The sequence below is a fragment of the Thalassospira sp. MCCC 1A01428 genome (genome assembly GCF_002115825.1).
Lineage (GTDB): Bacteria > Pseudomonadota > Alphaproteobacteria > Rhodospirillales > Thalassospiraceae > Thalassospira.
The window spans coordinates 1-25,708 of record NZ_JFJZ01000028.1; the positions used below are offsets into that span (position 1 = coordinate 1).

Here is a 25,708-nt window from a genome sequence, read left to right on the forward strand (position 1 = left end):
ACACCCAAAACAAAACCCCGTACGCCAATGGCATACGGGGTTGCGATCCTTAATTTCAGGCAGCGGATCAAACACAATCACACGGGTATAAACCGGCTAGATCTAGTCGTCATGCAAATCAATGTCGGCATCGGCGTCATACAGGGCATATTGCCCCTTCCCGGCCAACTTCGCCTGGTACATCGCCTTGTCGGCGCGGCGCAATTGCTCGCTCATATCGCAAAAACCGCCATCAAAAACCGATATGCCAATGGACGCCCCAATCGGGCAGGTTTTACCTTCCCAAATATAAGGTTCTGCCAGGGCTTTTAATATTTCATCTGCCATTTTAATCATTTCAGCAGCACGGCCTTTATTGACAAAGACCATGGTAAATTCGTCGCCCCCCAGACGGGCAACTTCATCTGCCCGGCGACCAACTCGGACCAGGCGTCGCGCTGTTTCAACCAGCACCCAGTCCCCGGCCGCATGACCCAGCGTATCGTTAACCTGTTTAAAACCGTCCAGATCCAGCAAAAATACAGCCGCCGGGGTCTCGGTACCCCGTAAAACCGATTCACAATGGTTTAGCTTCTGCATAAAGCGGGCACGGTTGGCAAGCCCGGTCAATTCGTCGTTATTGGCTTTGTTTTGCAACTCGCGCGAGGCCATTTTCTGTTTGGTAATGTCGGAAACCCACCATAAAACCGCCTCCTGCCCTTCAAACGGAAGGGGTTCCAGCGATGTACGAAGCCAGCGGGCTTCCTTTGCACCGGTTGGACGAATGCGCAATTCCACATCATGCAATTCCCCCATGGCATCCATTTCAAACAGGCTTTTTTCGCGGTAACGCTCCGACAGCAAAATGCTGTCTGTGGCATCGGTCAAGGGAACTTTCTGATCAACATCTTCCTCAGCCACATTTTGCGAGTCACCAGTCTCAATCCCCAGCAATTCAACAAAGGTCTTGTTAAAAAACAGAAATTTCCCGGTTTCCCGGTCCGATATACCAACGCCAATCGGCGCTTTTTGTAAAATGTCCGTCAGGCGGGCAGCCGCACCGGCAACCTCGGCCTCTGCTTTTTTAAGCGATGTAATATCGATCAGCGAACCAATGGTGCCACCAATGGCACCACTGGGCGTTTTAAGGGTCGACGCCGCAAAGATGGCAGCTTTAGCTGTGCCATCTTCGCGTTCAAAACTAATTTCGTCGCGCACATTGCCTTCCGCCACTAAAAGCGGCTTTTCCTTGTTATTCATGGTCGCATCCAGCATGGCCGGGGTCACTTCGGATGATTTGCGCCCCAGTACCGCATCAAGTTTGCAACCAATAAAATCGGAAAATGCCGAATTGCAGCGATTAATAACCCCATCGATATTTTTAACGTAAATCGGAATCGGCAATGCATCGATCAAATGCTGAATAAAAAACTTATGATCGGTAAGGGCGCGCGCTAATGCCTCGCTGCGGGTGACATCACGCAACTGCAGAACCACCAGGTCGGCAGGGCCATCGGTTTTGCGCCAGAAAATTCGTACATCACCAACGCTGAACGGGGGCAAATCGCGCTCCCCTGTTTTGCCAATTTCCTGTAATGCCTTGCGAACCGCTTCAACCCCGTCACTGTCGGTAAAGTTCGCCTCACGCGATAACAGCGCCAAAAACTGCTTTAACGCTGTTCCGGTTTTCAAACCTGGCAACAGTTTTTCAAGCATTTTTGTCGCAACGTTATTTGCATGCTGAACCGACAAATCATTTGCTGAAAGAAAGATAATGCCGTCTCGCCCCAAGGCTGCGGTCGCAACAATATCGGAACTAATTGCCAATGCACATACAGCGCCGGTTAAAGCGCACTCCCTGTTCAAACACATTATAAATATGAAACGACCGGTGCGGCCTGTCGGCACCAGTGCCTCGCCAAAACCCGTTTCCCAAATTACAAAAAAAATCCAGTACACCTTAAACGGATGGTTTTTTCGCCGTTGGATTATCCGCCAGATCGATATAACCACGATCCACGCAATGTTCCAGTTCACCGCTGGCAGCTTTCATTTCTTCATAGGCCTCGCGCAACTGGCGCAATTTAAGCACCTCGGCCTCGGTGGGGTGGTTTGCCTTGCCATCACCGGCCAGTTTAAATGCATAACGCAAATATTCAGCCCGTGAGCGTGCGACCGAAACCATCAGTGGCAAAATTTCATCTACCGTCAAATTCGGTATCGCCGGGCTAATCACTTCATGATTGATCTCGCGGATCACGTGTTCCATCGCCATGCGGAAACGACTTTTTGTACGGCCAGCATCTTCGGTCATTCGCGCTTACCCCTATGGTTAAGAACCCAGCAAACCATATATCGCTGGTGTTTATTTTACCTCATTCGCCCCCCCGACAAAATGCCTAAAGCGGCCTTGTTCCATGATATTTATACGAAACCTCTCCATTACCAGTACCCGTCCCTGCCATAGTGTCAATTGCATGCTTGATAGACCGGGCCTGTCCGGCTAGAGGTTACACAATGTAAATTCAGCATCTGTAAATTGGCAGATGGACCAAAAGGAACAAATACCATGGAAGCACGGGTTAAATGGCTTGATAAACTGACCTTTACTGGCACCAGCGGGTCTGGCCACGGCGTTGTTATGGATGGCGATCGGGAAAACGGTTTTGGCCCCAGCCCGATGGAAATGCTGCTGTTGGGTGTTGCGGGCTGCTCGTCGATTGATGTGGTGCATATTTTGCAAAAAAGCCGCGAAAACGTACTTGATGTTGAAACCGACATCAAAGCCGAACGTGCCGAAACCGACCCCAAGGTTTTCACCAAAATTCATCTGCATTTCAAGGTGCGGGGCGAAAACCTGAACGAAGCCAAAATCGAACGGGCGGTCCATCTTTCCGCCGAAAAATATTGCTCGGCATCAATCATGCTGGCCAAGGCCGCAGAACTGACCCACAGCTGGGAATTGCTGGACTAAGGCTTATTTGTTCGCAGGGTATCTATCAATAATGCGTAACAAAATTTGATCGCGGCAAATAAACGCTGCCATACTATATTGTAACGGCATCCATAATTTGGGTGCCGTTTCTTTTTTGTGTCATGCGCGTGTGATATGACATTATTACACGCAAGCGGCGATATACGATTTGCCCGGATACCACAGGATTCCCACCAATGCATGTTTTACGGTCCCTTGTCCGCCCGCGACTTTGCCTTGCCCTCATCAGCTTGTGCCTGATTGCGGCCTGCGACAAGGAACCTGGCCGTTACACGGCATCAAACCATGCGATTACCACCCCGCAACCTGGCACACCATTTTCGCAATATGTTGCTGACAGTCATGCTAAAATTCGCGATGCACTGCAAGAACTGCGTTACACCCCCGAACCGCACCCGTTCGATGATTATACAATCGACGATGCTGTTTCCATTCGCGCACCCTTTGAAATACCCCCCGATAACCAGGCCTGCGCACAAAAGGGGAAAACCGTGCAAAACGGCGAAGGTGTCGGCTTTTTGCTCGTGCATGGGCTATCCGATAGCCCCTATCTGTTAAGCGATGTTGCTGCCTCGCTGCACAATGCCCTGCCCTGCGCAACCCTGCACGCCCTGTTACTGCCAGGTCATGGCACAGTGCCGGGTGATTTACGCGATGTCAGCGCTGATCAGTGGCAGGCTGCGGTAAAATACGGGCTGGAAAGTTTTGATGATACGATCCATCACATTGTGCCGGTCGGGTATTCAATGGGGGCAGCCCTGGTAGTGCGCGCTGCCGAAAACCACCGCAATGACGCCGAATTATCAGCCATGATTTTGCTGTCACCAGGGTTCGCGGCCTATAGCGATCTGGCGTGGCTAACACCCTATGTGCGATATGTAAAACCATGGGTAGATAAACGCCGCGATCACGATGTTGCCAAATATGAATCGTTGGCAATGAATGCAGCGGCCGAGTTTCAGCTGTTAACCGTACCATTTGGTGAAAACACCCTGCCGCCTCTGACCCAACCGGTTTTCATGGCCGTTAGCTCCGATGATCGAACGGTCCGCGCGGACATTGCGGCCCATTTCTTTTGTGGCAAGGTCGAGTCCAGTAACCGTTACATGATCTGGTATCAGGGCGAGGCCGCCGCCCTTGAGGACCGTATCCAGCCAATTTGCGACGATATTGATGTTGTCAAATCAGCCACCCCGGATTTGCGCACCGTCAACCATGCCCACACCGCCATGACCATGCGCCCGGACAACCCCCATTATGGCCTGACAGGCGATTATCGCCGTTGTGATCATTACAGCGAAGCTGCCGATTACAAAGCCTGTGAAGAAGACAACAAGGATGCCATTTACGGCGAAACCAACCTGCTTGAATCCGCCACACCAGGCACCTTGCGCCGGGGTACTTTTAACCCCGACTTTGACGCCATGATGGGCAAAATGGTTGTGTTTCTGCACAAGGTTCTGGAACCCTGATTGCGTCGCATCGTTTACATATGCGAGCACAAATAAACATCCAGAAACCTGACCAGCTTGACGAGACCATTGAATGCCATTTGAAATTCAGCACTGCCTGTCCTCGACAGGAACAAAATTGCGATATGGTATCTCGACACCGAAAAATGCCCGCGGCCATATTTTTATCCTGCAAGGCCGGGCCGAATTCATTGAACGTTATAACGAAACTGCCCGCGACCTGGCTGCTCAGCACATCGGATGTGTTACATTTGATTTTCGCGGTCAGGGCGGGTCTATCCGCGAAACACCTTTTCCAGAAATGGGCTATGTCGGCGATATTTCCCACTATCTTGATGACGCAACAACCATCGCCGAGCACGTAACAACCCGGCATAATATTTCCTGCCCCATGCTAATGACCCATTCCACCGGCGGGCTGGTCGGTATCAACCTGCTGCTGGCGGCACCGCAAAAATTTAAATCTGCCCTTATGATTGCACCGTTTTTCGGATTAAGCGGCCCGGACTGGATGGTTGGGCTGGCCAGAATGATATCGGCCAGTTTGTGCAAAACCGGTTTGGACAAAAAATTTCTGCCCGGGCAAAAGCTGCTATCCCCGCTTCAGCCCTTTAATCCCGAAAACCTGCTAACGTCGGATAAAGTACGTTACGAACGCAGCTTTGCCCTGCTTCACGAACAACCGGAACTCATCGTAGGCGGAGTATCGGCAGGCTGGCTTCATGCCTGCTTTCGTGCGCAGGAAATGCTCAACACCCAACTTACCGCCGCCAGCCAACAAGCAAAACGTACAAACACAACTGCCCTGCCGCCCACGACAATAATTATGTCGGGCAATGACAAGGTGGTAAATAATGCTGCAACCAAACGCCTGTTTGCCGGGCAGCCACAGGTAAAGCTGCATGAAATTGACGGCGCCCGCCACGAAATCCTGCAGGAACGTGACGATCTAAGATCGCAGTTCTGGCATATTTTTGAACATCACCTTGCCCGCCATCACCCTGATTGGCATACAAGCGACTCACATATCGGTGCCACCAACGCCGAAGCCGCAATTTAACCAAATTGCAACCGCGGCCTGATTGTGCATTTCAACAATACTGTTGAAGTTACCGTGGCAATGGCATTCGCTTTACGGCTTAAAGCGGGATTTACGAAACGCCGATGGCGTCATTGATTTATGGCGCACGAACTGACGGTTAAAATGCGACAGGTTTTCAAAACCGGTTTCTTCGGCCACCCGGTACACCGGCATGTCGGACGACAATAACAATGCTGCGGCCCGCCCCAATCGCAACCCCATAACATAATCCTGAATATTGCTACCCATATGAGATTTGAAAAACCGGCGAATGTTCCGTTCACTCATCCCCATGCGGTCCGCAAGGGCGATTGCCGTGGGAGGATGGGCATAATTTGCATGTAAAATGTCCAGTATCCTGCCCAGTCGTGTCGCTTCGCTACGATTGGGGGCTGCGGCATCAAACCGGGCCGATGCCAGGGGCATTACTTCCTGTGCTTCTGCCAATATCGCCAAAACTTCCAGCAATAAAACAAGTTGCCCCGTGGCCGGTCCCTGATCAAACCGGGGGGTCAGTGCGGCAACCTTGCAGGCCGTTTGCCGGTCAAACACGACCCCGCGCCGCGCCATGTGCAAAACAGGTACAATTGGCGAAAGTTCCGGCATGGTCACACACACCTGATCCACCCAGCTGGCTGAAAACCAGAACACAAACGCCTGGTGGGGCAAATCCCGTTTTTTCGAGGCAACGGAAGACAAGGAAAACGGGGTTGGGACTGGCTCAATCCCGCCATTTCTGTCGGTTTCACCCATCCCTTTCCTGCCACCATAATCAGCGCGCCCCATAGGGCCACCATCTTTGCCGGAGCGTACGTTTATTGGCGCATCAGCATTCGATGAATGCCATGTATGGGGCAGATTTGGCCCCAACAAAACCAGATCCTCGTGTTGGTAATCACCAATATGATCACCAACATATCGCCGCCCGGTACTATCCATTGTCAGGGTTAATTCATATTCCGGATGATAGTGCCATTCAAACGGTATGGCGGGCAGCTTGCGGTGCAAACCGCGCCAGGACCGGTTCGGCGCTATCTGCACATGCTCGAATAATAATTTCACTTTCCGGCACCTTTGAACCCTGATTTGGCCGAATAGTATCATAAATCGTCCGCTGCGTCAGTGGGCAGCTTTGTCCATCGCGTTTTAGAATGGCTCTATTACAACAAGCCTTCACCGGCGGTTCCGATCAGGAGGAAACCAGATGACAATGACAGCCATGCCGACAACACCCGCATCCCCCCCGGTAACCATGTCACCTAATGCCGACCGACCCGGCAATGCCTCGGTCGGAAGCATTGCCGGGCCACAATTACGCGATATGAAAAAGAAACTGCCATTGCGGGTACTTAGTGCCCAGGATTTTGATCATTGGCAACAATATGGCTATGTCATTGTACGTAATGCCATTTCACACACACAGGCATCTGCAACCGCCGATTTCCTGTGGGAATTTCAGGAAATGGACCCGAACAGGCCTGAAACATGGGCGCGCCCGCAATTGCGGGATCACGCCATGAAAGAACTAAACAATTCCGGTATGGTCGAGGCCTATCATCACCAAACAATGTGGGACAATCGCCAGTCGCCACGTATTTACGATGCCTTTGTCGATATCTGGGACCGCGAGGATTTGTGGGTATCCATCGACCGGGCCAATCTAAATACCCCCAATACCGGAACACGGGCATTTGACGGCTTTATTCATTGGGATGAAGACACCAGCCAACACCCGTTGCCAATTAATGTTCAGGGTGTTTTATCTCTTGTTGATACCAGCGACGCAACGGGCGGATTTCAATGCGTGCCCGAACTTTTTGAAAATTTTGCCACATGGTTACAGTCCGCACCCGAGGGCCGAAACCCGTTTCGCCCGGATATGGAAACAATGCCTTATCCGTGCCATCGCGTGCCAATGAATACAGGTGACCTGCTGATATTTAACAGCCTTCTGGCACATGGCATTCGAGCCAACCGGTCCCGGTCGGCCCGCATCGCGCAGTATATTTCCATGGCTCCGGCCTCGCCCGAAGATACCGAACTGGCAAAATGGCGGGTTCAAAGCTGGGCGGAACGCTTGCCCGCCCGCGGCCATGCCTTTCCCGGCGATCCTCGCAATTGGGAACAAACCCGTTATGAACAGGCGCAACTAACACCGCTTGGTGAAAAATTGCTGGGCAAAGCCAACTGGTAAACCAGGCTTACCTGCCCTGTCGGCCCCAACACAAAGGGCCGCCCATCACATCGGCGGCCCTTATATTATAAATTATTACTGGCAGCGCACATTACACCGTCAGCCTGGCCCTATTTTCACACCCGCGACCACAAGGCGGCTTTGGTTTCACCATCAACATAGGCAGCAGCAATGGCAGTTTGGGTAATCCCGCGCAATTCTTCTGTACTAAACCCGAAAACATCCTGTGCACGCTGATATTCATCGGCCAATGTCGTGTGAAAAAAGGGCGGGTCGTCTGAACCTAATGTTACTTTAACACCCGCATCATAAAGTTTACGCAACGGGTGGCTGGCATAATCGGGATACACGGACAGGGCAATGTTCGACCCCGGGCAAACTTCCAGAACAATACCGCGCCGGGCCAGCTCATCAATCAGTTTTGCATCCTCGATTGAGCGTACGCCGTGGCCAATACGGTCCACCGGTAAATGATCAATCGCGTCCCACACACTTTCCGGCCCCTGCACTTCACCTGCATGGGTGGTACATCCCAACCCGGCATCGGCTGCAATTTTAAAGGCGGGATAAAAGTCCTTCTGGGTGAACATGCTTTCATTGCCACCCATGCCAAAACCAACGACATGCGGATGCCCGCATGCCACCGTTTCCCGGGCTACATCCACGGCCAGTTCCGGCCCTAAATGGCGCACGCAAGTCATCACAATACGGCCAATAATCCCGGTTTCAGCAAAGGCCTGATCAATACCGTCGGCGACGGCCAGCAAATGTTCATCAAACGACAGTCCCTGCATTCCGGCATGAGAAGACGAACAGAAAAGTTCGACATAAACTGCACCGATTTTGGCCTGTTCCACCAGATAATGCCGGGTCAGATCCGTGTAATCCTGGCGGGTGCGGATAACACTGCTTGCGCCATCAAAACTATCTAGAAACTGCGGGAAATCTGACCAGATATAGCGATCATTTTCGTCAAACAAGCCATCAGCGACCGAAATTTTGTTACGGGCAGCAAAACGCCGCACCAGATCGGGCGTCATTGCGCCTTCCAGATGCAAATGCAATTCCGCTTTGGGCAGTTTAAGTGTCATGCGGGCTCCGGAGTCAGGTAAAACAGGCAATTATTCAGACTACAGATAAAGCCTTCCCAACGCGATCAGAAGCTATTTTTTACCTGCAAAAAAACAACCGGCCTGCAAAAACAGGCCGGTTGTTTTAAATCTGCTTTGGTAACAGAGCGTCATCAACCCGGGTTGAAGACACCCCAATCTGCGCGTTCAAGCTGCCCGTATTCGGTTACGTGATGATTTACCATTGTCATCGTCCCCGCCAGAAAGGGCCGCAAGCGGCCCGATAAACGGCTCGAACCTGTGCCACTTATCTACCGATTCCGAATTGATTGGCCGACGCACCTGCATCAGGCTAGCCGTTTTCGCAGCCTGACGACTGCGATAAAATTCCAGACAATCAGCCTGCCAGTCCAACCCACAATGCGCCAACAGGCGCGGCGCAACTGTTTCAGGATCCGACACCAGGTCTTCGTAGGACAAATCAAAAATCTGCCCATTGTCATCTGTTTCAGCAAAGGCCGCCATAATGCTTTCATAACCGCGATAATAATCGGCCAGGTCTTGCAAGTTATCGGCAAAACGCATGGGATTGGCAAATGGCGTTGTATAGATCGACAAACAGGTAGCTAGCGCATACCGTTGGCAATGAACAATCGGCGCATCGGGAAACACCTTGCGTATCTGACCGATACGCAAAAAGTTCGCCGGCGTTTTATTGGCCACCATTTTTGCCTGCGGGGCATATCCGGCCATGGCCGCAAGATATTTCTTGCGAATGGCGCGCGCCGCCTTGCCATCAATACGTTCCATCTGGTCAGCAATCGTTCCCCAGCCAACAACCTCGCCCACCGCACGGGCAAAATCACCGGCCTCGCCTGCCGGATGCACATCACTATGCGCCCCGACAATACGTTCGGTAAGGGTTGTTCCCGAACGGGGCAAGCCAACAATAAATATCGGGCGCGGAGCTTGCGGGTCATCATCCTTACCAAGGTCGGCACGCACGTTATCTTGCGAGACAGCAGACATCCTGGCATGGTCGGCACGGCTTAACGCGCTGATCCGTTCAATCTCAAGCTCTTCCTGAGCGCGGTCAAACGGCCGAACCGCCCGGTGCGCGGCATGGCCCTTTTCATACCAGGAAAAAGCCGTTTCAAAATCCTGCCTCACTTCAGCGGTACGGGCCAGCGCGAAAGCCGCATTGTAACGGTGCATCACAAATTGCGATGGATCGTTATAGGTGGCTTCCAAAAATGGTACCGCCTTTTCCGGCATAACGTGGGGCCGCAAAAACGCCACCACCAGATAGGGCTGAGTATTGGTTTCGTTATGATTTTCGATCAAATCAAGGCTGTTACATACCGCAGGGTCAACCTGACCGGTTAATGCCTGAGCGGAAATTTGCATATGACGCAGGTTCATGTCATCCGGGTGCGATGCAACCAGCTTTTCGTACAAGGCCAAGGCCTTATCTGCCATTTCAACGTGAACATATAACTGTGCCAATGCAAGCTGGCTTTGATAAAACCGGGTAAATGTTTCCGGAATGCTTTCCAGTAACCCGACCGCACGCAAGGTATCTGGCGAATAGGTCGGCGCTATGGAAATCCGCTTTTCATGCTCGACAATAACCGTCGCAAGATACTCCGCATATAGCGGCTGGCTGCGATGTTGACGATGTAACTTTTCCGCCAATGCAATTACTGACTGATAGTCACCTGTTGCACGTGCAAAAGCGATCAGGTTCTGCAAAACCATCCCGATATGACGATCAGTCACCGAAACGGTTTGCGCCAATTTTGCCAAACGGGGAAATGCACGACGCGGTAACGAACCTTGCAGTTCGGCAACACTCGTCATCAACTGTAATTCTATGTTTTTAGGGTGCGTTCGAACAATTTTGGCACCAATGGCTGCCGCCTTGTCGAACTGCTTTGCTGCCATCGCTTCCTTCATTGATGACAGCGGATCTTTTTGTGTTTGCTTCATTTGCATATCCCGAAGCATTTTATGACCGTGGCGACATTCCCCCCAGAATTCCCCGGTACGCTTCTGAATATAAGTCATTTATATTGCAATGCACAGCGTAAAAATACGCCACACCACAAACAGCGCCTATAAAAAGAACAAACCCGGCGGTAAATGCCGGGTTTGCTGATATAAACGCTGTGGTAATATTTTTGTTATGGGGTGGTGCGCCTGCGTATCAGAATATTTTTGGACGCCAGCACCGCCCCGCCAACAATAAGCAGGCACCCCCAAATGACTGCCGGGCTGGCTGGTGCGGCACCAGCCACAATCAGAATAAGGGTTGATAATAATGGTGCAGCATAGGCGGAAACGCCAAGCACCTGAATATCACCGTGTTTTGTGCCGTAATCCCACACAAAAAAGGCAATCCCAACAGGGCCAAGCCCCAAACCGGCAATTGCCAACCATTGCCATGCATCGGGGGTTACCCAGCTTTCCATCAGGCCGTGGGTAATAAAACCCAATATTGCCGCCCCGCCGCAGAACCCGCAAACGGCCTCGACCGGAACAGCGCGATACCGGCGGTTCAATACGGAATAGCCCGACCACAAAATTGAACACGCCAATGCGGCACCATAACCAGCCGCAAAAGCAGGATCAAAATCAAAGCCCTGCCCTTTGCTAACCAAAACAGCCGCCCCGCCAAGCCCACAAACAGCACCCGCCACATGATACCAGCGCAGCCGTTCCCCCGGTAGCAACGCCGATAACAACACAATAAACAACGGCCACAAATAGGCGATCAAACTGGCGTCAACGGCTGGTGCGTTGGCAAGGGCAACAAAATAGAAAAAATGATACCCGAACAACCCGCCGACGGATAAAACCCATGCCCCGACAGGCTGGCGCAGTGCGCGAAAAGCACCCGGCCCCCGCCGCGATATCCACACGGCACTAAACACGGTTGCCACGCTGAAACACAGGCTCACCAGTTGAAACGGCGGAATAGATTTTACCACTGTGGTAAACAGTGCCAGCAACGCCCATAACAGAACGGCAATCGTGCCGATCAGGGTTGCCTTGGTTTTAGGGTCCAGGAATGTCATGGATGGGTTCCGTTGCGGTCAAATTTTGCGCAACATTACCTGACGAACGTAAAATCGTCTTTGCCCAAACTCCGGTTTTACACGGCACAACATGGCGATATGAATATTGGCACCCTAAAGACGCGGACCCTGAAAGCAAAAAATCATGGCACCTGGCACTGTTTGCGAAAGCGGCCTGGTGCGACGGCAAAACGACGCGAAAATGCCCGTGAAAATGCTGCCTGATCCTGAAAACCAACTTGCCGGGCGATATCGGCAATAGTCTCGCTATTTTTTGAATCTGCCAGTAAATCGCGGCCACGATCAAGCCGCAAAAGGCCCAGCCACCGCATCGGAGCACAGCCAACATGGCGTTCAAAGCCCGCAAATAACGCACTTTCGGACAGGGCGGCGATTTTCGCCATTTCGGCAATACTAAGCGGTTCATTTAACCGTGCGGCGGCCCATTCCATCACCCGGCGCAACCGGGGTGGAATTTCCCCTGAAATATTGTCATAGGTGTCATATTGCCCATGATTATGGCCCTGTCCCCGCCGGGCATTGCGCAACAAATCGGCCAAAAATCCGATCATGGCGGATTGCCCGGCAGAATGAAGCCGGGGCATTGGAAACCCGGTTGTCATTGGCACCGATGCGGCACACGGCGCAAGGTCCAGGTGGGTTGCCCCGCCAAACATGGCTTCAAGTTCTCCGAGCCGCACAGCCCCCGGAACCGACAAATATGCCCCGCCACCTGCCTGCTGCCACAACTGTTCAATCCCGGCGCGTGCGGCAAGGTTGGCATCCAGATCGATTACTAAAAAACGATTCATGCCTTGCGCACGATAGGCATGGCGCGCCCCGGCCGGAACAAAAGCAATTTGCCGCCCGCGCACAGCCCCGCCCGCCCCCTCAACATCCAGATCCAGCACACCATGATGCGATACAATGATCTGGTGAAAATCATCGTGGCTGTGGGAAAGTGTCTCGGAACGATAGTGACGAAAACTAAGCGACATAGGTTTCCTGGATTCGGAACATGTGATTGCCTGTTATTATGACCCTGCAAATGACAATGACAATAACCAACCGTAAAGAATACCCTGTGTGGCACCACGAAATCACAGCACACTATTTCGTGATTAATCAATATCGCTGTTTAAAACGTATCTAATGCGGCACCATAAAACCGCCATCACATTAATACAGGCAAAAAGTACGGCAGAAAAATGCAGGCATTTGAGTGCCCCTACTGCCATTCATCGCCGCCTTAATAAAGAAAATGCAATTTATGCAGGCAACATCACGGGATCACAGCCATTGGCAACGGTATGTTTTTGCGATGGCAGGCATGGCCACCATCGACTTTTGCTTTACCGGTGCCTATGTGGCGATTTCGGGCAATGCCCATGTGCTGGGCCGCGCCATCGGTCTTAATATCCTGATATTGATCCTGTTAAACGGCATCGGGGCCGCCATTTTGTTCAGGCCGGTGGCAAATGCCATTCAATGCCTGTCATCGGGTCTACCGGCAAAATTGCCCTCGGCCACCCGACGTCTGCGCCACTTGCATTTATATTCAACTATCTGGGCATTTTGCGTTGGCCTGGTTTATTGTGCCGCAGCATTTGGCAGTGGTGTTTTCCTGATTGCCCCCCAGGCGACAACCACGCTTGTTCCAACCGAAATACGCGTCTTTGCCGGTTTCTGGTTTAGCTTTGCCTATGCAACCCATTTTGCTGTTTATGCCTATTTCGCAGCACTGGACCAAACAGAAACAGTGAAGCGGCACCTTTTTGAAAACTGGCAAGTCCGGTTTCATCCAGGCCGGGCCGCCATTGGGCCACGCCTGGCAATTGTCTTTCTTGTTCTGACCCTGGTATCGTCAGCGGCAATTCTGCTTGATCTGACCCTGTTTGTTGATATTCGTGCGTCACAGGGCCTTTCAACCCAGCAGGCCGTAATGCTGGACGTTATTGCAACTGAAACCGCAGCAATTTTATGCCTGTTTTTCATTAGCCGCACGCTGACGCGGCCGGTTGTCTTTCTGCGCGAGGCAATGCGCAAAATTAGTCAGGGCGATTTTACGGCCAGAAGCCCAATTGCCAGCGACGATGAAATCGGCCAGCTTGCCTATGAATTTAACCATATGGCTGCGGGGCTTGCCGAACGCGAACAAATGCGCCGCGCCTTTGAACGATATGTTAGCCGCGATGTCGTGGAACTGGCAATGGACCGGGAAAATCGCGGTGATCCACGTGCCGCAGGCGAATTGCGATTTGCCACGGTCATGTTTTGCGACATCAGCGATTTCACCTCGCTTTCAGAAAACCTGGCCCCGCAACAGGTTATCAGCCTGCTAAACGATTATTTCGACAAGGTGAATGCGCCGATCCGCGATAATGGTGGCATTGTTCTAAATTATGTTGGCGACGCCTTGCACGCTGCCTTTAACATTTTGCATGATGACCCGAACCACGCCCAACATGCCGTTCGGGCTGCCCTTGCCATTCGCCATGTCACCCGCATTACCCGATTTGGCGGCGCCCATATCATGAAAACACGCATTGGCATTCATTCAGGGCCTGTCGTTGCCGGGCCGGTTGGCTCGGGCGACCGAATTGATTTTACCATTCAGGGCGATACCGCAAACCTGGCGTCGCGACTGGAAAATCTGAACAAGGAAACCGGCACCGAAATATTGATCAGCAAAGCCACCCGCGACCTGATCGGCCATGCAGAAGGCACCAAAGACGACATGTCGTTTATTGATCTGGGAACTCACACCATTCGTGGACGAAAATCAGACATTGATCTGTTTACATTAGGCGAAACACGCCACGTGACTTAACAAACAGCACAGTCATATTAACAGACAAACAAATAGCTCCCGACAACTGACCGGCAACCGTCAGGTGCCCGTTTTTGCATCTGTCTTTATGGCGGTCCAGTCCCTTGTAAAAACGGGGTTTGCCCCATTACAGGTAATTTGCCGGTACCGCGCCGGAGATACCCCCACCATATTGCCAAACCGCGTGGTTAAATGCGCCTGGCTGGAAAACCCGCACGCCTGGGCAATTTCAGAAACCGGCAAATCACCATCCCCCAGCATGGCGCGCGCCTGTAAAATGCGCTGACGCAATACAAACTGGTGCGGGGCTTCGCCAAGCGACGTCCGAAACATGCGTGAAAAGTGAAAAACCGACAAACCGGCAATACTTGCCAAATCATCCAGTGTTATCGCCTGTTCCAGATTGGCGGCAATATAATCAATTACCCGGCGACGCACCGCACCGGACAACCCGCCACGGACGCCAGTCACGTTGGGCCGCTGCACGGTATGATGCGCCAGAAGATGCCCGAGCAACCAGTGCCCGGCAGACGACATCACCAGCCGATCTGCCGGGGCATGCCAATCCAGCGGCATCACAATTTCCCGCACCATGTGTTCAACAACCGGGTCAAGGCAAAAGATTTTTTCTGCCAGTTCGATCCGGTCAGGGTCAACATCAAGAACCTCGATGACCGCCCGGTTCCAGGCTGCCACAGGAATATATAAATGAAACAGTTCAACCTGGCCCCGCACCATCCAGTCCGACGAAATATGCGCCGGCATGATGCACACCCGGCCCGGCCCGCCGCCTGAAACCGGCGTATTGCCTTGCTGGCGTAAAATGCCTGTCCCGCCATTCAAATACAGGCTTAAGGTATGGTGAACCGGGTTATCATAACGGCTTTGCGCGTACGAATCCCGGCGCCAGCGGGCAGCCGAAATTTCGTCGCCAAAATCGCCCGCCGATACCAGATCGGCATCACGTTTTAGTTCATTGTAAACCGTATATTGCTGGTAACGCGGTATCGTCATTTAATGCGGGCAGCCCTGATTACAGCGGGAATATCGAACACGGTTATAATATTGGCATTGCCACCCCCGGTTTGACCAGCCTTCCCTGCACATCACATCATTTTTGCGCAAGATTGTGAAAAACACCGCAATAACGTGAAAGCCCGCCGCCACCATCACGGTTATAATTTGGGCCATAATTGATTTTGCGAAAGTTGCCATCATGACCGCCGCCCTGTTCGCCATTGTTACCCTGTGCTGGGGATTTACCTGGTATGCCATCAAATTACAGATCGGCGCCATTCCGATTGAAATATCGATATTTTATCGTTTTGCGCTCGCGGCCCTTGTGCTTGCCGTTGGCATGGCCATTACCGGACGGATAAGGCCGGTTCCCTGGCGCGCCCATCCATGGATTTTTCTACTGGGCTGCGGGCTTTTTGCCGTCAATTTTATTTTGATGTACACCGCGTCCTCATACATCGCCAGTGGTATCATCGCGGTATTGTTCACCACATCAACCATATTTAATGCACTGGGCAACTGGGTGTTTTACGGCCAACGTCCCGGCTGGCGCTTTGTGGGCGGGGCCATTTTGGGATTGGGTGGCATTGTTTGCCTGTTCGCCAATCAGCTGGCAACATTATCGCACAATGCGGCCGCCATTACCGGTATGGCCTGCGCCCTTGGCGGCACAGCGGTTTTTGCATCGGGCAATATGGTATCGGTTAAACTCCATAAAATGGGCGTTCCCACTCGCGATGCCGTTGTACGCGGCATGGCTTATGGTGCGGCTCTATTGCTGGTGTTTTCCCTGCTTCGCGGTGAAACCATGGTTTTACCAACCGATCCGTATTATATCGCCGGGCTGCTTTACCTTGCCATTCCCGGGTCTATCATTGCGTTTCTGGCCTATCTGGCGCTGGTAAACCGGGTGGGTGCGGGCAAGGCCGCCTATGTTACGGTCCTGTTTCCCGTCGTGGCCCTTACAGTTTCAACATTTCTCGAAGGGTATGTCTGGACACTAACCGGGGCGGCGGGGCTGGCCCTGATCCTGTTGGGCAATATTACCATTTTTGCCCGTTTTCCATCCCGTAACCGCAAGGCAGTCGCGCCCCGCATTGCCCAATAATAATGCCAAGGCCAAACACTGCCGTTGAGCGTTGTTATATGCATTAACATTAGCATTGTTATTAGGGTTCGCGTCCGAAGCTGGCGAGCGGACCTCGCTTTTAAAAACTATCCTTCCGGCATCCCTGCACCCCGCCAATCTGGCGCTTGCACCTGCCGGAAGGAACATGAAAATGCACGAGCTCACCGTCTCCATTGCTAAAAACCGTGATGGTCAAACATCCAGATCGCCAAAACAATTCGCACAATCGAATGGCGACAACCCCCAAAACCAGCCTAAAAACGATGACTCGTTCCTCAATGCCCTGAACCGTTTTTTTGACCAGCTGGTATTGATCGTTCTCCGTACGAAACGGGGCCCCGGTATCACCGATCTGAACAAATATCAGCTTGCCGATATCGGGTTGCAACCAACCGAGGATTACCAGTCATATATCCGCAAATCACAACTTCGCCTGATGAATTAAAAGCCATTCTACGGTCTAGGGTGGCTTACACGCCACACACACAACAACGAACTCGCCCCACCATCCTTAAAAAATGACCATGTCCGAATGTGGCCAGCCAAGGCACACCGTCTGGCATATGCTCCGCCCCGATTAAACCATTACCCACGGGCGGAACCCTCATGACCAACACACCATTGTCTGCGTCAGCGCATACGGGCACCGCCCGTTCACCGGCAAATTCACCACCACAAGCATCGCTGCAACACAAGCCGTTGGCAGCACCCAAAATGGACGGTATCAGCTGGGTTCTTTTGCTGGTGTTATCGCTGTTATGGGGCGGGTCATTTTTCTTTACCGAAATAGCCTTGCAAGATTTACCCCCTTTCACACTGGTATTGGCACGGGTCGCCCTGGCATCGGTTATTTTATGGCTGGTCATTATCATACGGCACATTCGTTTGCCGCAATCGCGCGCCATATGGGGCAGCTTTCTTATTATGGGGTTATTAAATAACCTGCTGCCCTTTTCCCTGATCGTCTGGAGCCAGACCTATATCGCAGGCGGCCTTGCGGCCATTCTAAATGCGACAACACCGCTTTTCACCCTGCTGATCGCCCATATTGCCACCGACAACGAAAAACTGACACGCCGCAAGGTGGTTGGCGTTATTACCGGGTTTATCGGGGTTTTGATTGTTACCGGTATTCCTTCATTTACCGCGCTGGCACCGGAAACACACACAACAACCGAAAACAGCCTGTCACTAACAGCGATTGCCCCGTTTGCCGTATTGATCGCAGCAATTTCATATGGTTGTGCCAGTGTTTTTGGCCGCCGGTTTAAAAACACGCCTCCCATTGTTACGGCCGCAGGCCAAACCACGGCAAGCAGCCTGATGCTGTTACCCCTTGTCGTCCTGATCGATGCACCCTGGACATTACCCTTTCCCACCTTGCCCACCTGGCTTGCGGTAGCAGGTATTGCCAGCATCAGCACAGCACTGGCCTATATTCTGTATTTCAAACTTCTGGCGCGCGCGGGTGCCAGCAATCTTGTCCTGGTCACCTTTCTTATTCCGATCAGTGCTATTTTTCTGGGATTTTTCTTTTTGAACGAAGCACTTGCCCAAAATGACATTGTCGGAATGCTGACAATTGGGCTGGGCCTGGCAATCATCGACGGGCGCCCGTTAGCATGGCTGCGCAAAACAGCATTTTAGTCAAAACCGGGCAAGACCGCCCAGGTCACACATCAACACCAAAAGGATAATAAAAACGCATTTTACATACCCTGTAGTTATGCATCAATGCCCTGCGGCTTTCGCATGGCCCGATTGGTTGACACATGCACCCCCGTTTATGATATTTTGATATTATATACAAAATACCGATTCAGCCGCGAAACGCAATTCACCGGGCCTGGATCTTCATTATCCAGACGGAGACATTTGTGACTGAATGCCAAAAATGCGATGTGTTGCCCCTGCCCTTACCGCAGCAAGGCAGGCTTTATGTATGGCCGCCTGTAAATCATACCGCCGCCAAAATCGTTGCACAAATGCGCAAAACCGGCCATCAGGCCGAAGCAAACCCGGCAATGTCCATCATCTATGCCGATTTTAACGCCCAGAGCCTGCCAATCATGATGCAGGCCCTGGACGGTGTTTTACTGCCTGAAGAAGCCGATGACACCAAAGCACTAATCATGGAAAACACCGACGAACCCGGTGTCAACGATATTGCACGCGTAACCTCCATTGCCGCCATTCATGCCCGGATCGGCGCACGCTGGCTTACCGGCGTTCTGGGTGAAAACCGTTTGCGGTCTGTTTTTCAGCCAATTTTTGCCATTCATGATTTTAAAAAACCACACGCCCACGAATGCCTGATCCGCGCCATTGATGATCAGGGTGCGATAATTTCGCCCGACAGATTATTCGGGGCTGCAAAAAGCGCCGATTTGCTGTTTCAACTGGACCGGGCAGCACGTGCGGCCAATGTCCGCAATGCCTTTGCCGCCGGTATTGATAACGTCTTTATCAATTTCACGCCGTCGTCAATTTACGATCCCAATTCGTGCCTGCGCTCGACCATTCAGGTTATCAATGAATGCGGGTTTGACCGCAGCAAGGTGGTATTTGAAGTCATTGAAACCGACAAGGTTTCAAGCGTTGATCATTTGCGGGCCATTTTAAAATCCTATCGCGATTCAGGTTTTCGCGTGGCGCTGGACGATGTTGGCTCGGGCTATTCGACCCTGAATATGCTGTCGCAATTACGGCCAGACATTATCAAAATCGACCGTGAACTAATTGATCGGGTGGACGAGGATATTTACAAACAGGCCATCGTTAGCAAACTGATCGACCTTGCCAAACAAATCGGCATCGAAGTGGTTGCCGAAGGCATTGAACGCCAACAGGAGCTCGATTTTCTGGTTGATCGCGGGGTGGATTACGTTCAGGGCTTTTTATTGGGCCGTCCAGCGGCAACCCGGTTTGAAGCGGCAGCATAGCATAAAGGCCAACCCTGTTATTGGGGCGCGGGGCAATCCAGGCACCATGGCATAAAACGCAAAAGGCTTTTCATTTTGAAAGGCATTTTTGTTTTAGAACAAATCAATTGCACACCATTTGGCCTATAAACGCATCATCGGGCAATTTGCGCGCAAGCGGCAGTTATATTCCCCAAAACATGTCGCAACCGTTATAAATCGCCCACCCTGAAATATGATTTGCCTTTCAACCGGCCCCATACCGGCCGCACCGCACGAGGACCCGATGAGCGACGTAAAAGACAGCAATGGCACGGAATTAAACGATGGTGATTCCGTTACCCTGATCAAGGATCTAAAGGTAAAGGGCACCTCGACTACGCTGAAACGCGGCACCGTGATGAAAAATGTACGACTGACCAACAAGGACAGCGAAGTGGAATGCCGCAATGGCAAAACCACCATTGTTCTGAAAACCGAGTTCCTGAAAAAAGCCTGACCACTGGCCCTTCATCATAAAAAGGACGACCGGCAACCATTTATAATATTGCCAGTCGTCCTTTTTCTATACCGCTTGGTACCAGCACGTTATTTGGCCCGCATTTGACGGGCAATTTCGCGGCGCGCAACGGCCGCAGGCAACCGCAAGGCAACATCAAGTTGTGCCCGTGTTAGCCCGGTAACATCCCCCAGAATAATATCATCAAGGCGTTCAATCTGGCGGATCATCATTCGGTCATCCCGGCGCGCCTGGTACGTCGCATAAAAGCGGCGTAACCACGCCACAACCCCAAAGGAAGGCGGGGTGTTCGTACCGCTGGAAAAGGTCGTGCGCTGCTGGTTAATCGTCTGGCTCATCATTTAAACCTCCTGTGTTCCAACCACCATGCCCCGTCGCTATTGATTAAACAAACGAGAAGATTTAACATTATCTGTGAGAAAACCTCAAAAGGATAAACTGATGTCTTCCCTAGCCCGGTCTTTGCCGCACACAATGCCCAGCCTTGATCTTGATCTGGCGCGCACCTTTGTTGCCATATGTGAAACCGGCAATTTTTCTCGTGCCGCACAACAGGTGCATCGCAGTGCATCGGCAATCAGTCTTCAGGTTAAAAAACTGGAAGAAATGGTTGGTTGCGACCTGTTTTATCGGGAAACCCGCAAGGTAAGCCTGACCAGCGATGGTGAAATGATGTTGGGCTATGCACGCCGGTTGCTGCGCCTGAATGACGAAGCCTTTTCCAAATTTTTACGCCCGCAATTTCAGGGGCGCGTCCGGCTGGGTGCCCCAAATGACAACGGCATTGTTGCCATGCCCGAAATTCTGCATCGTTTTGCGATAAGCCACCCGCATGTTGAAGTGGATGTACATTTGGGGCCAACCCTGAATTTGCGCAAACGTATTGCCGCAGGCGAACTCGACATCGCCATTTTCAGTTTCGATGCCGAACTTGACCAGCAGTCCCCCATCCATGTTGAACCACTGGTATGGCTGGGTGCGCGAAATGGCACAGCATTGGCAAAAAGCCCTTTGCCAATGGCAATGGCCGAACCGGGATGTTACTGGCGGGCCATGGCGCTTAAGGCGTTGGACGATGCAGGGTTAAATTACCGTATCGCCTATACCAGCGAATTTTGCCAGGCGCAAATTGCGGCGGTACGGGCCGATCTTGCCATTGCCCCGCTGCCCATAAGCGTTATTTCCAATGATCTGGTTCATCTGGGCTCCGGCCACGGCCTGCCCGATCTGGGGGAATACCGCATGACCCTGGCCAAACGCGAAGGTGCCGGCGACATCGAGGAAGCCCTTGCCGAACATGTGGTTGCAGGCTTCAGGATTATTGCTGAACGCGGTATGCGTCTTTTTGCCTGAATGCCAACAAAACCGGGTCGGGGCCTATCCTCGCCCCGGCCCGGTTTTGCCCTAATGTCGCAGATCAGCCGAATTTAACCGGCAAAATAGTCGGTGTTGCGCATTTCATCCAAAAGATGCGGCCCGGTTGGTTGCCAGCCCAGATTGGCCTTTGTCTTTTGCGCCGTTGCGCGAATGCCGATCGCGGCAAAATGGCTAAACCATGTGAAATAATCTGCCACGTCATCGCCCGTCAGGCTTTTAACCGGCAAATCAAGGCCCGCAGCAATGGTTGTTGCGATGTCCTTAAACGCAATCCCTTCTTCGCCTACTGCATGATAAACTGGCAAGGCGTCAGTCACTTCTATTGCCCGGCAATAGGCGCGCGCCGCATCAAAACGATGTACTGCCGGCCACGTATTTTGCCCGTCACCAATATAGGCAGCCATCCCTTTTTGCCGGGCAAGATCAATTAAAATAGGCACAAAACCATGATCGCCGGCACCGTGAACCGACGGCGGCAACCGCATAAGCGATGCGTTAACCCCGCGTTCGCGCAATGCAAGCATTGCTTGCTCCGATGCTATACGCGGAATTTTACCATTAGCCGGGCTGTCTTCGGTTGCAATATCATCACCTGCCAAAAGACCAATTGCCGATGTCACCACCAGTGGCCGGGATGACCCCGCCAAAACATCGCCCATGGCGGTAATGGCGTGCCGGTCATTTTCGCAATTTTCGGCAAATTTGGAAAAATCATGGTTAAATGCCGTATGGATCACAGCGTCACATGCCTCAACCCCGCTGCGCAGGCTATCATGATCTGTCACATCCCCGCGATGCACCCTTGCACCTGTTTTCGCCAATGCCTCTGCCGACGCATCGGATCGCACCAGGCCAAGCACCTCATGGCCCGATGCCATTAATTCCTGCACAACGGCAGCCCCGACAAACCCCGTAGCCCCGGTTACGAATACCCGCATTGTTATCTCCTGCTTACCAAGAATTTCTCTTTATTCAGGGATTTGATTTCCCCGGCACAGGCAGAATAGGCGATGACGAATAGACGATCTATGTGTTAGGATCCATAATATCTTCGCATTCGTCCAAAAGAGAAATCATGGATCCGCTATCAGACGTTCTGGGGCTTTTAAAACCGCGCAGCTATATGTCCGCCGGGGTCGATATTGCCGGGCCATGGGCGATACAGTTTTCGCGCATTGGCAAAGGCATTAAAACCGGCGCTATTGTGTCGGGCGAATGCTGGCTGTCGGTTGAGGGGGTCGATAACCCGGTTCATTTGCAAACCGGGGACTGCTTTTTGCTACCGCATGGCAACCCGTTTTTCATGGGCAGCGACATGGACGTCCCCCCGGTTGCCGCGGCCGATGTGTTCGCGACTAATACCGGGTATGGGCATATTCGCACTGTTAATGGCGGTGGCGAATGCCTGGTGGTCAGCAGCCGCTTTATGCTGGATGGCAGCCAGGCCGACCTGTTGCTGTCCCTATTGCCCCCCCTTGTGCATATCCACGACCACGGCGAAACCGTTGCCCTGCGTCATTCGGTTGAACGGATGATGGAAGAAATGCGCAAGAACGAACCGGGCAGCACACTGGTTTTACAAAATCTGGCGCATATGATGCTGATTCAGGCCCTGCGCCAGCACCTGGATAAAACACCCGATGGCACCGGCTGGTTTTTCGCGCTTGCCGACAAACAAATCGGGGCTGCCATTGGCGCCATCCACAACGCCCCGGCCCATCCCTGGACGGTAGAGGCACTGGCAAGCCATACCGGCATGTCGCGCTCGGCCTTTGCCGCCAAATTCAAGGAACGCGTTGGCAAAAGCCCGATGGCCTATCTTACCCGATGGCGAATGCTTTTAGCGGGCGAACGGCTCGGCACGTCGCGCGATCCGGTGTCGGTGATTGCCCTGGCGTTAGGGTATGAATCAGAAAGTGCGTTTAGCACCGCATTCAAACGCGAAATGGGCTGCTCGCCGCGCCAGTATAGCCAATTGCAAGGAAATACTGCCGCCTGATCCCGAACTTTGCATACAACACACGGGGTGCCAAAATATCAGGCTGCTTTCTCTTTTGAATATGGCCCGTAAACACTTTCAATCACGGCATCCGTCCAGCCAATACGCCGCATACAATCGAGCACATCTTGCGATATCGCAACTTTCTTCTCGGTCCCTTTGGCGGCCTCATATTGTGCCATAAATTTCGCCGGTATCTGCACGCTGCTGCCCTTGGCAACAATGTCTTCGAGTTCCTTGCGCTCGGCCCCGTTCAGGCTTTCCCATAGCACACAGCGCGCCGGTGTCCATGCCGTCGGGCTAAAAGTCGGATTGTCATCACTCATGCGGGCACCTCACATCAAATCGTAACAGCGCAGTGATAGGCAGCATGACACGCAAAGTCCAGATGATTAAAGCATCATTCTCTTTGCATATCAGCACGAATACGTCTTGAAAGAATCAAATAGTTCCGCTTCACGTTCATGCAAATACAGCACAGTATTATCTGGCATTTTCCCCTCCCTCAAGGATCACACGTGATGCAAGCTGATAGCCCCCTGCACGTTAACCGCCGCCCCACCCATCCGGGAAAGATATTGCGCGAACATTATCTTGCGCCGCTCAGTATTACTCAAATTGCATTGGCAAAATACCTTGGCATCAGCACCAAACATCTAAGTCAAATCGTGAATGGTCACGCCCGGATCGACAGTAAACTTGCTGCAAAAATTGCCAAGGTTCTGGAAACGACCGCTCAATTCTGGGTAAATCTGCAAGCCAAAATTGACATGTGGGACGCCGAACAGGAAACCGTAAACTGGCAACCTGCCAACGTGTATCCAGCGAAATAATAGTTAAATACGCAACAAAAAAAATTCAACCTTGAGTATCTTAAGGGTAGGAAGGCCGGCTTTCCCTTGACTCGCTCTGTTGATCGCAAAAGACTTTTACCCACACAACTTTGGGGGGCAAAGAAATGAACGAATTTCGCGATCAACTTGTTCGTAGCGCAGAAAACATTATGCGTGCGGCGCCGAACTGCAAAAACGAGGAAGGCACCAAACAATTCATGGTGCTACCTTTTCTCGCATCGCTTGGATACAATCCGTTCGACCCCAATGAAGTTGTGCCGGAACACCATGCCGACTTTTCCGAAAAATACAAAAACCGCGTCGATTACGCGATCATGCGCGACGGCACACCGATTATTGACATTGAAGTCAAACAGCAAGATGCCAAACTAAACGATGATCGTGGACAATTACGTAGCTATTTCAACGCCTGCCAAACAGTAAAGCTGGGTATCCTGACGAATGGTGTCATCTATGAATGCTTTGCCGACACTGACGAACGCAACATCATGGATCAGACGCCATTTTTGTCTTTTAGCATTTATGATGTTGTTAACGGCCAGGTGGATGATCGCACAATTAATGGTATCGCTGATTTACGCCGTGACAAGTTCGACCCGGCAAATGTAGGAGCGGAAGCCCGCCGCAAATTGCTACTCGCAACCTTTATTGAAGTTTTGCAGAACTGGCAACGTACTCCGTCTGAAGACTTGGGCAGGTTATTATTGGAAGAAGGCGGCTTTAAAGGGGTAAAAACGAAAAAAATTGCGCAGGAAGCGCAAGAACTTGCAAAGCAGGCATTTAGTACTTTTGTAGAACGGGCAATTCTGAAACGCATCGGCATTAAACAAGAAGAACAAGACGAAGCCCCGCAAGCCTCCACCGCAGACAACGAAAACAAAAATGATAAATCAATCATTGATGATGGAATTATCACAACAGACGGCGAACTGGCAGCCTATGACTATGCGCTGCGCCGACTAGCGTTTCTCGTCAAAGACGAAGACATGTTCAATGCGATCAATGAAATCGCTTACAAGGACCGCAAAACAGTATTTTGCGTGTACTACAAACGCCCACAAGCAGGATCAATTTTCAATTTGAAGGAACGGAGCGACGGAACCTACAATTTCGTTTTTCCAGCCCTCGACAACCAAGAAATCAACACGCAAAAACTTGCAGATATTGACGCCGCACTTCTCGAAGCATTGTAG

The 25,708-nt window shown here is 51.9% G+C and carries 25 protein-coding genes; 14 read left to right on the plus strand and 11 right to left on the minus strand.

What is annotated here, in order from left to right; all coding sequences use genetic code 11:
• Positions 1-102 precede the first annotated feature (102 nt).
• Positions 103-1,806, minus strand: coding sequence for a bifunctional diguanylate cyclase/phosphodiesterase (locus THS27_RS18050; RefSeq protein WP_246833016.1), 1,704 nt, complete (start codon positions 1,804-1,806; stop codon positions 103-105).
• 133 nt (positions 1,807-1,939) lie between these two features.
• On the minus strand, positions 1,940-2,293 hold the full coding sequence (locus tag THS27_RS18055) for a hypothetical protein (RefSeq protein WP_085593391.1): 354 nt from the start codon (positions 2,291-2,293) through the stop codon (positions 1,940-1,942).
• 255 nt (positions 2,294-2,548) lie between these two features.
• On the opposite strand from THS27_RS18055, the gene THS27_RS18060 reads away from it, so the two are divergent.
• The 3 genes from THS27_RS18060 (at position 2,549) to THS27_RS18070 (ending at position 5,506) form a co-directional block, all read left to right on the plus strand.
• A complete protein-coding gene (locus THS27_RS18060) occupies positions 2,549-2,953 on the plus strand; it encodes an OsmC family protein (RefSeq protein ID WP_085593393.1) in 405 nt (134 codons plus the stop codon).
• Positions 2,954-3,150: 197 nt separating this feature from the next.
• Positions 3,151-4,446 (plus strand): carboxylesterase, encoded by a 1,296-nt coding sequence (locus THS27_RS18065; RefSeq protein WP_085593395.1) that lies wholly within the window; start codon positions 3,151-3,153, stop codon positions 4,444-4,446.
• Between the two features lie 73 nt (positions 4,447-4,519).
• Positions 4,520-5,506 carry an alpha/beta fold hydrolase gene (locus tag THS27_RS18070; protein WP_085593397.1) on the plus strand — a complete coding sequence of 329 codons (987 nt, stop codon included), beginning with the start codon at positions 4,520-4,522 and terminating at the stop codon, positions 5,504-5,506.
• Between the two features lie 72 nt (positions 5,507-5,578).
• Here THS27_RS18070 and THS27_RS18075 read toward each other — a convergent pair whose 3' ends face one another.
• Positions 5,579-6,589: an AraC family transcriptional regulator gene (locus THS27_RS18075; protein WP_139835641.1), complete on the minus strand. Its 1,011-nt coding sequence runs from the start codon at positions 6,587-6,589 to the stop codon at positions 5,579-5,581.
• 142 nt (positions 6,590-6,731) lie between these two features.
• On the opposite strand from THS27_RS18075, the gene THS27_RS18080 reads away from it, so the two are divergent.
• A complete protein-coding gene (locus THS27_RS18080) occupies positions 6,732-7,721 on the plus strand; it encodes a phytanoyl-CoA dioxygenase family protein (protein ID WP_085593401.1) in 990 nt (329 codons plus the stop codon).
• Positions 7,722-7,837: 116 nt separating this feature from the next.
• Here THS27_RS18080 and THS27_RS18085 read toward each other — a convergent pair whose 3' ends face one another.
• The 4 genes from THS27_RS18085 to THS27_RS18100 form a co-directional block, all read right to left on the minus strand.
• The gene (locus THS27_RS18085) at positions 7,838-8,812 is read right to left on the minus strand and encodes an adenosine deaminase (RefSeq protein WP_085593403.1); all 975 of its coding nucleotides are present in this window, start codon (positions 8,810-8,812) and stop codon (positions 7,838-7,840) included.
• A 186-nt stretch (positions 8,813-8,998) separates the two neighbouring features.
• Positions 8,999-10,780: a sulfotransferase gene (locus THS27_RS18090; RefSeq protein ID WP_168184937.1), complete on the minus strand. Its 1,782-nt coding sequence runs from the start codon at positions 10,778-10,780 to the stop codon at positions 8,999-9,001.
• Positions 10,781-10,974: 194 nt separating this feature from the next.
• Positions 10,975-11,868 carry a DMT family transporter gene (locus tag THS27_RS18095; protein WP_085593407.1) on the minus strand — a complete coding sequence of 298 codons (894 nt, stop codon included), beginning with the start codon at positions 11,866-11,868 and terminating at the stop codon, positions 10,975-10,977.
• 143 nt (positions 11,869-12,011) lie between these two features.
• Positions 12,012-12,866, minus strand: a complete 855-nt coding sequence (locus THS27_RS18100) for an AraC family transcriptional regulator (protein ID WP_085593409.1) — start codon at positions 12,864-12,866, stop codon at positions 12,012-12,014.
• A gap of 272 nt (positions 12,867-13,138) precedes the next feature.
• Between THS27_RS18100 and THS27_RS18105 the strand changes: the two genes are divergently transcribed.
• Positions 13,139-14,698 carry an adenylate/guanylate cyclase domain-containing protein gene (locus THS27_RS18105; protein WP_168184938.1) on the plus strand — a complete coding sequence of 520 codons (1,560 nt, stop codon included), beginning with the start codon at positions 13,139-13,141 and terminating at the stop codon, positions 14,696-14,698.
• Between the two features lie 60 nt (positions 14,699-14,758).
• Here THS27_RS18105 and THS27_RS18110 read toward each other — a convergent pair whose 3' ends face one another.
• Positions 14,759-15,712 carry an AraC family transcriptional regulator gene (locus THS27_RS18110; protein WP_085593414.1) on the minus strand — a complete coding sequence of 318 codons (954 nt, stop codon included), beginning with the start codon at positions 15,710-15,712 and terminating at the stop codon, positions 14,759-14,761.
• A gap of 202 nt (positions 15,713-15,914) precedes the next feature.
• Between THS27_RS18110 and THS27_RS18120 the strand changes: the two genes are divergently transcribed.
• The 5 genes from THS27_RS18120 to THS27_RS18140 all read left to right on the plus strand — a co-directional run bounded on the left by THS27_RS18120 (position 15,915) and on the right by THS27_RS18140 (position 20,264).
• Positions 15,915-16,823 (plus strand): DMT family transporter, encoded by a 909-nt coding sequence (locus tag THS27_RS18120; RefSeq protein ID WP_139835642.1) that lies wholly within the window; start codon positions 15,915-15,917, stop codon positions 16,821-16,823.
• A 31-nt stretch (positions 16,824-16,854) separates the two neighbouring features.
• Entirely contained in the window at positions 16,855-17,289 is a 435-nt protein-coding gene (locus THS27_RS18125) for a hypothetical protein (protein ID WP_139835643.1), read from the plus strand.
• A gap of 161 nt (positions 17,290-17,450) precedes the next feature.
• Positions 17,451-18,491, plus strand: coding sequence for a DMT family transporter (locus THS27_RS18130; RefSeq protein ID WP_085593421.1), 1,041 nt, complete (start codon positions 17,451-17,453; stop codon positions 18,489-18,491).
• Between the two features lie 230 nt (positions 18,492-18,721).
• A complete protein-coding gene (locus tag THS27_RS18135) occupies positions 18,722-19,786 on the plus strand; it encodes an EAL domain-containing protein (protein WP_085593423.1) in 1,065 nt (354 codons plus the stop codon).
• Between the two features lie 265 nt (positions 19,787-20,051).
• Complete coding sequence (locus THS27_RS18140) at positions 20,052-20,264, plus strand: alkylphosphonate utilization protein (protein ID WP_085593535.1); 213 nt, start codon at positions 20,052-20,054, stop codon at positions 20,262-20,264.
• A gap of 89 nt (positions 20,265-20,353) precedes the next feature.
• On the opposite strand, the gene THS27_RS18145 is transcribed toward THS27_RS18140, so the two are convergent.
• Positions 20,354-20,626, minus strand: a complete 273-nt coding sequence (locus THS27_RS18145; RefSeq protein WP_139835644.1) for a hypothetical protein — start codon at positions 20,624-20,626, stop codon at positions 20,354-20,356.
• 100 nt (positions 20,627-20,726) lie between these two features.
• On the opposite strand from THS27_RS18145, the gene THS27_RS18150 reads away from it, so the two are divergent.
• Entirely contained in the window at positions 20,727-21,638 is a 912-nt protein-coding gene (locus tag THS27_RS18150) for a LysR family transcriptional regulator (RefSeq protein WP_085593427.1), read from the plus strand.
• A 74-nt stretch (positions 21,639-21,712) separates the two neighbouring features.
• Here THS27_RS18150 and THS27_RS18155 read toward each other — a convergent pair whose 3' ends face one another.
• A complete protein-coding gene (locus THS27_RS18155; protein ID WP_085593429.1) occupies positions 21,713-22,600 on the minus strand; it encodes an SDR family oxidoreductase in 888 nt (295 codons plus the stop codon).
• 137 nt (positions 22,601-22,737) lie between these two features.
• Between THS27_RS18155 and THS27_RS18160 the strand changes: the two genes are divergently transcribed.
• The gene (locus THS27_RS18160) at positions 22,738-23,661 is read left to right on the plus strand and encodes an AraC family transcriptional regulator (protein WP_085593430.1); all 924 of its coding nucleotides are present in this window, start codon (positions 22,738-22,740) and stop codon (positions 23,659-23,661) included.
• A gap of 38 nt (positions 23,662-23,699) precedes the next feature.
• On the opposite strand, the gene THS27_RS18165 is transcribed toward THS27_RS18160, so the two are convergent.
• Entirely contained in the window at positions 23,700-23,987 is a 288-nt protein-coding gene (locus tag THS27_RS18165) for a hypothetical protein (RefSeq protein ID WP_085593432.1), read from the minus strand.
• A gap of 195 nt (positions 23,988-24,182) precedes the next feature.
• Between THS27_RS18165 and THS27_RS18170 the strand changes: the two genes are divergently transcribed.
• Complete coding sequence (locus tag THS27_RS18170) at positions 24,183-24,494, plus strand: HigA family addiction module antitoxin (RefSeq protein WP_085593434.1); 312 nt, start codon at positions 24,183-24,185, stop codon at positions 24,492-24,494.
• Between the two features lie 125 nt (positions 24,495-24,619).
• Entirely contained in the window at positions 24,620-25,708 is a 1,089-nt protein-coding gene (locus THS27_RS18175) for a type I restriction endonuclease (protein WP_085593436.1), read from the plus strand.

What these genes read in the sequence shown, in the direction of transcription:
- THS27_RS18055 (WP_085593391.1), bottom strand. Translation starts at nt 2,293, where the DNA reads ATGACCGAAGATGCTGGCCGTACAAAAAGTCGTTTCCGCATGGCGATG.
- THS27_RS18145 (WP_139835644.1), bottom strand. Translation starts at nt 20,626, where the DNA reads ATGATGAGCCAGACGATTAACCAGCAGCGCACGACCTTTTCCAGCGGT.
- THS27_RS18070 (WP_085593397.1), top strand. Translation starts at nt 4,520, where the DNA reads ATGCCATTTGAAATTCAGCACTGCCTGTCCTCGACAGGAACAAAATTG.
- THS27_RS18080 (WP_085593401.1), top strand. Translation starts at nt 6,732, where the DNA reads ATGACAATGACAGCCATGCCGACAACACCCGCATCCCCCCCGGTAACC.
- THS27_RS18165 (WP_085593432.1), bottom strand. Translation starts at nt 23,987, where the DNA reads ATGAGTGATGACAATCCGACTTTTAGCCCGACGGCATGGACACCGGCG.
- THS27_RS18065 (WP_085593395.1), top strand. Translation starts at nt 3,151, where the DNA reads ATGCATGTTTTACGGTCCCTTGTCCGCCCGCGACTTTGCCTTGCCCTC.
- THS27_RS18110 (WP_085593414.1), bottom strand. Translation starts at nt 15,712, where the DNA reads ATGACGATACCGCGTTACCAGCAATATACGGTTTACAATGAACTAAAA.
- THS27_RS18130 (WP_085593421.1), top strand. Translation starts at nt 17,451, where the DNA reads ATGACCAACACACCATTGTCTGCGTCAGCGCATACGGGCACCGCCCGT.
- THS27_RS18160 (WP_085593430.1), top strand. Translation starts at nt 22,738, where the DNA reads ATGGATCCGCTATCAGACGTTCTGGGGCTTTTAAAACCGCGCAGCTAT.
- THS27_RS18060 (WP_085593393.1), top strand. Translation starts at nt 2,549, where the DNA reads ATGGAAGCACGGGTTAAATGGCTTGATAAACTGACCTTTACTGGCACC.
- THS27_RS18140 (WP_085593535.1), top strand. Translation starts at nt 20,052, where the DNA reads ATGAGCGACGTAAAAGACAGCAATGGCACGGAATTAAACGATGGTGAT.
- THS27_RS18120 (WP_139835642.1), top strand. Translation starts at nt 15,915, where the DNA reads ATGACCGCCGCCCTGTTCGCCATTGTTACCCTGTGCTGGGGATTTACC.
- THS27_RS18155 (WP_085593429.1), bottom strand. Translation starts at nt 22,600, where the DNA reads ATGCGGGTATTCGTAACCGGGGCTACGGGGTTTGTCGGGGCTGCCGTT.
- THS27_RS18175 (WP_085593436.1), top strand. Translation starts at nt 24,620, where the DNA reads ATGAACGAATTTCGCGATCAACTTGTTCGTAGCGCAGAAAACATTATG.
- THS27_RS18105 (WP_168184938.1), top strand. Translation starts at nt 13,139, where the DNA reads ATGCAGGCAACATCACGGGATCACAGCCATTGGCAACGGTATGTTTTT.
- THS27_RS18095 (WP_085593407.1), bottom strand. Translation starts at nt 11,868, where the DNA reads ATGACATTCCTGGACCCTAAAACCAAGGCAACCCTGATCGGCACGATT.
- THS27_RS18150 (WP_085593427.1), top strand. Translation starts at nt 20,727, where the DNA reads ATGTCTTCCCTAGCCCGGTCTTTGCCGCACACAATGCCCAGCCTTGAT.
- THS27_RS18100 (WP_085593409.1), bottom strand. Translation starts at nt 12,866, where the DNA reads ATGTCGCTTAGTTTTCGTCACTATCGTTCCGAGACACTTTCCCACAGC.
- THS27_RS18085 (WP_085593403.1), bottom strand. Translation starts at nt 8,812, where the DNA reads ATGACACTTAAACTGCCCAAAGCGGAATTGCATTTGCATCTGGAAGGC.
- THS27_RS18090 (WP_168184937.1), bottom strand. Translation starts at nt 10,780, where the DNA reads ATGAAGCAAACACAAAAAGATCCGCTGTCATCAATGAAGGAAGCGATG.
- THS27_RS18170 (WP_085593434.1), top strand. Translation starts at nt 24,183, where the DNA reads ATGCAAGCTGATAGCCCCCTGCACGTTAACCGCCGCCCCACCCATCCG.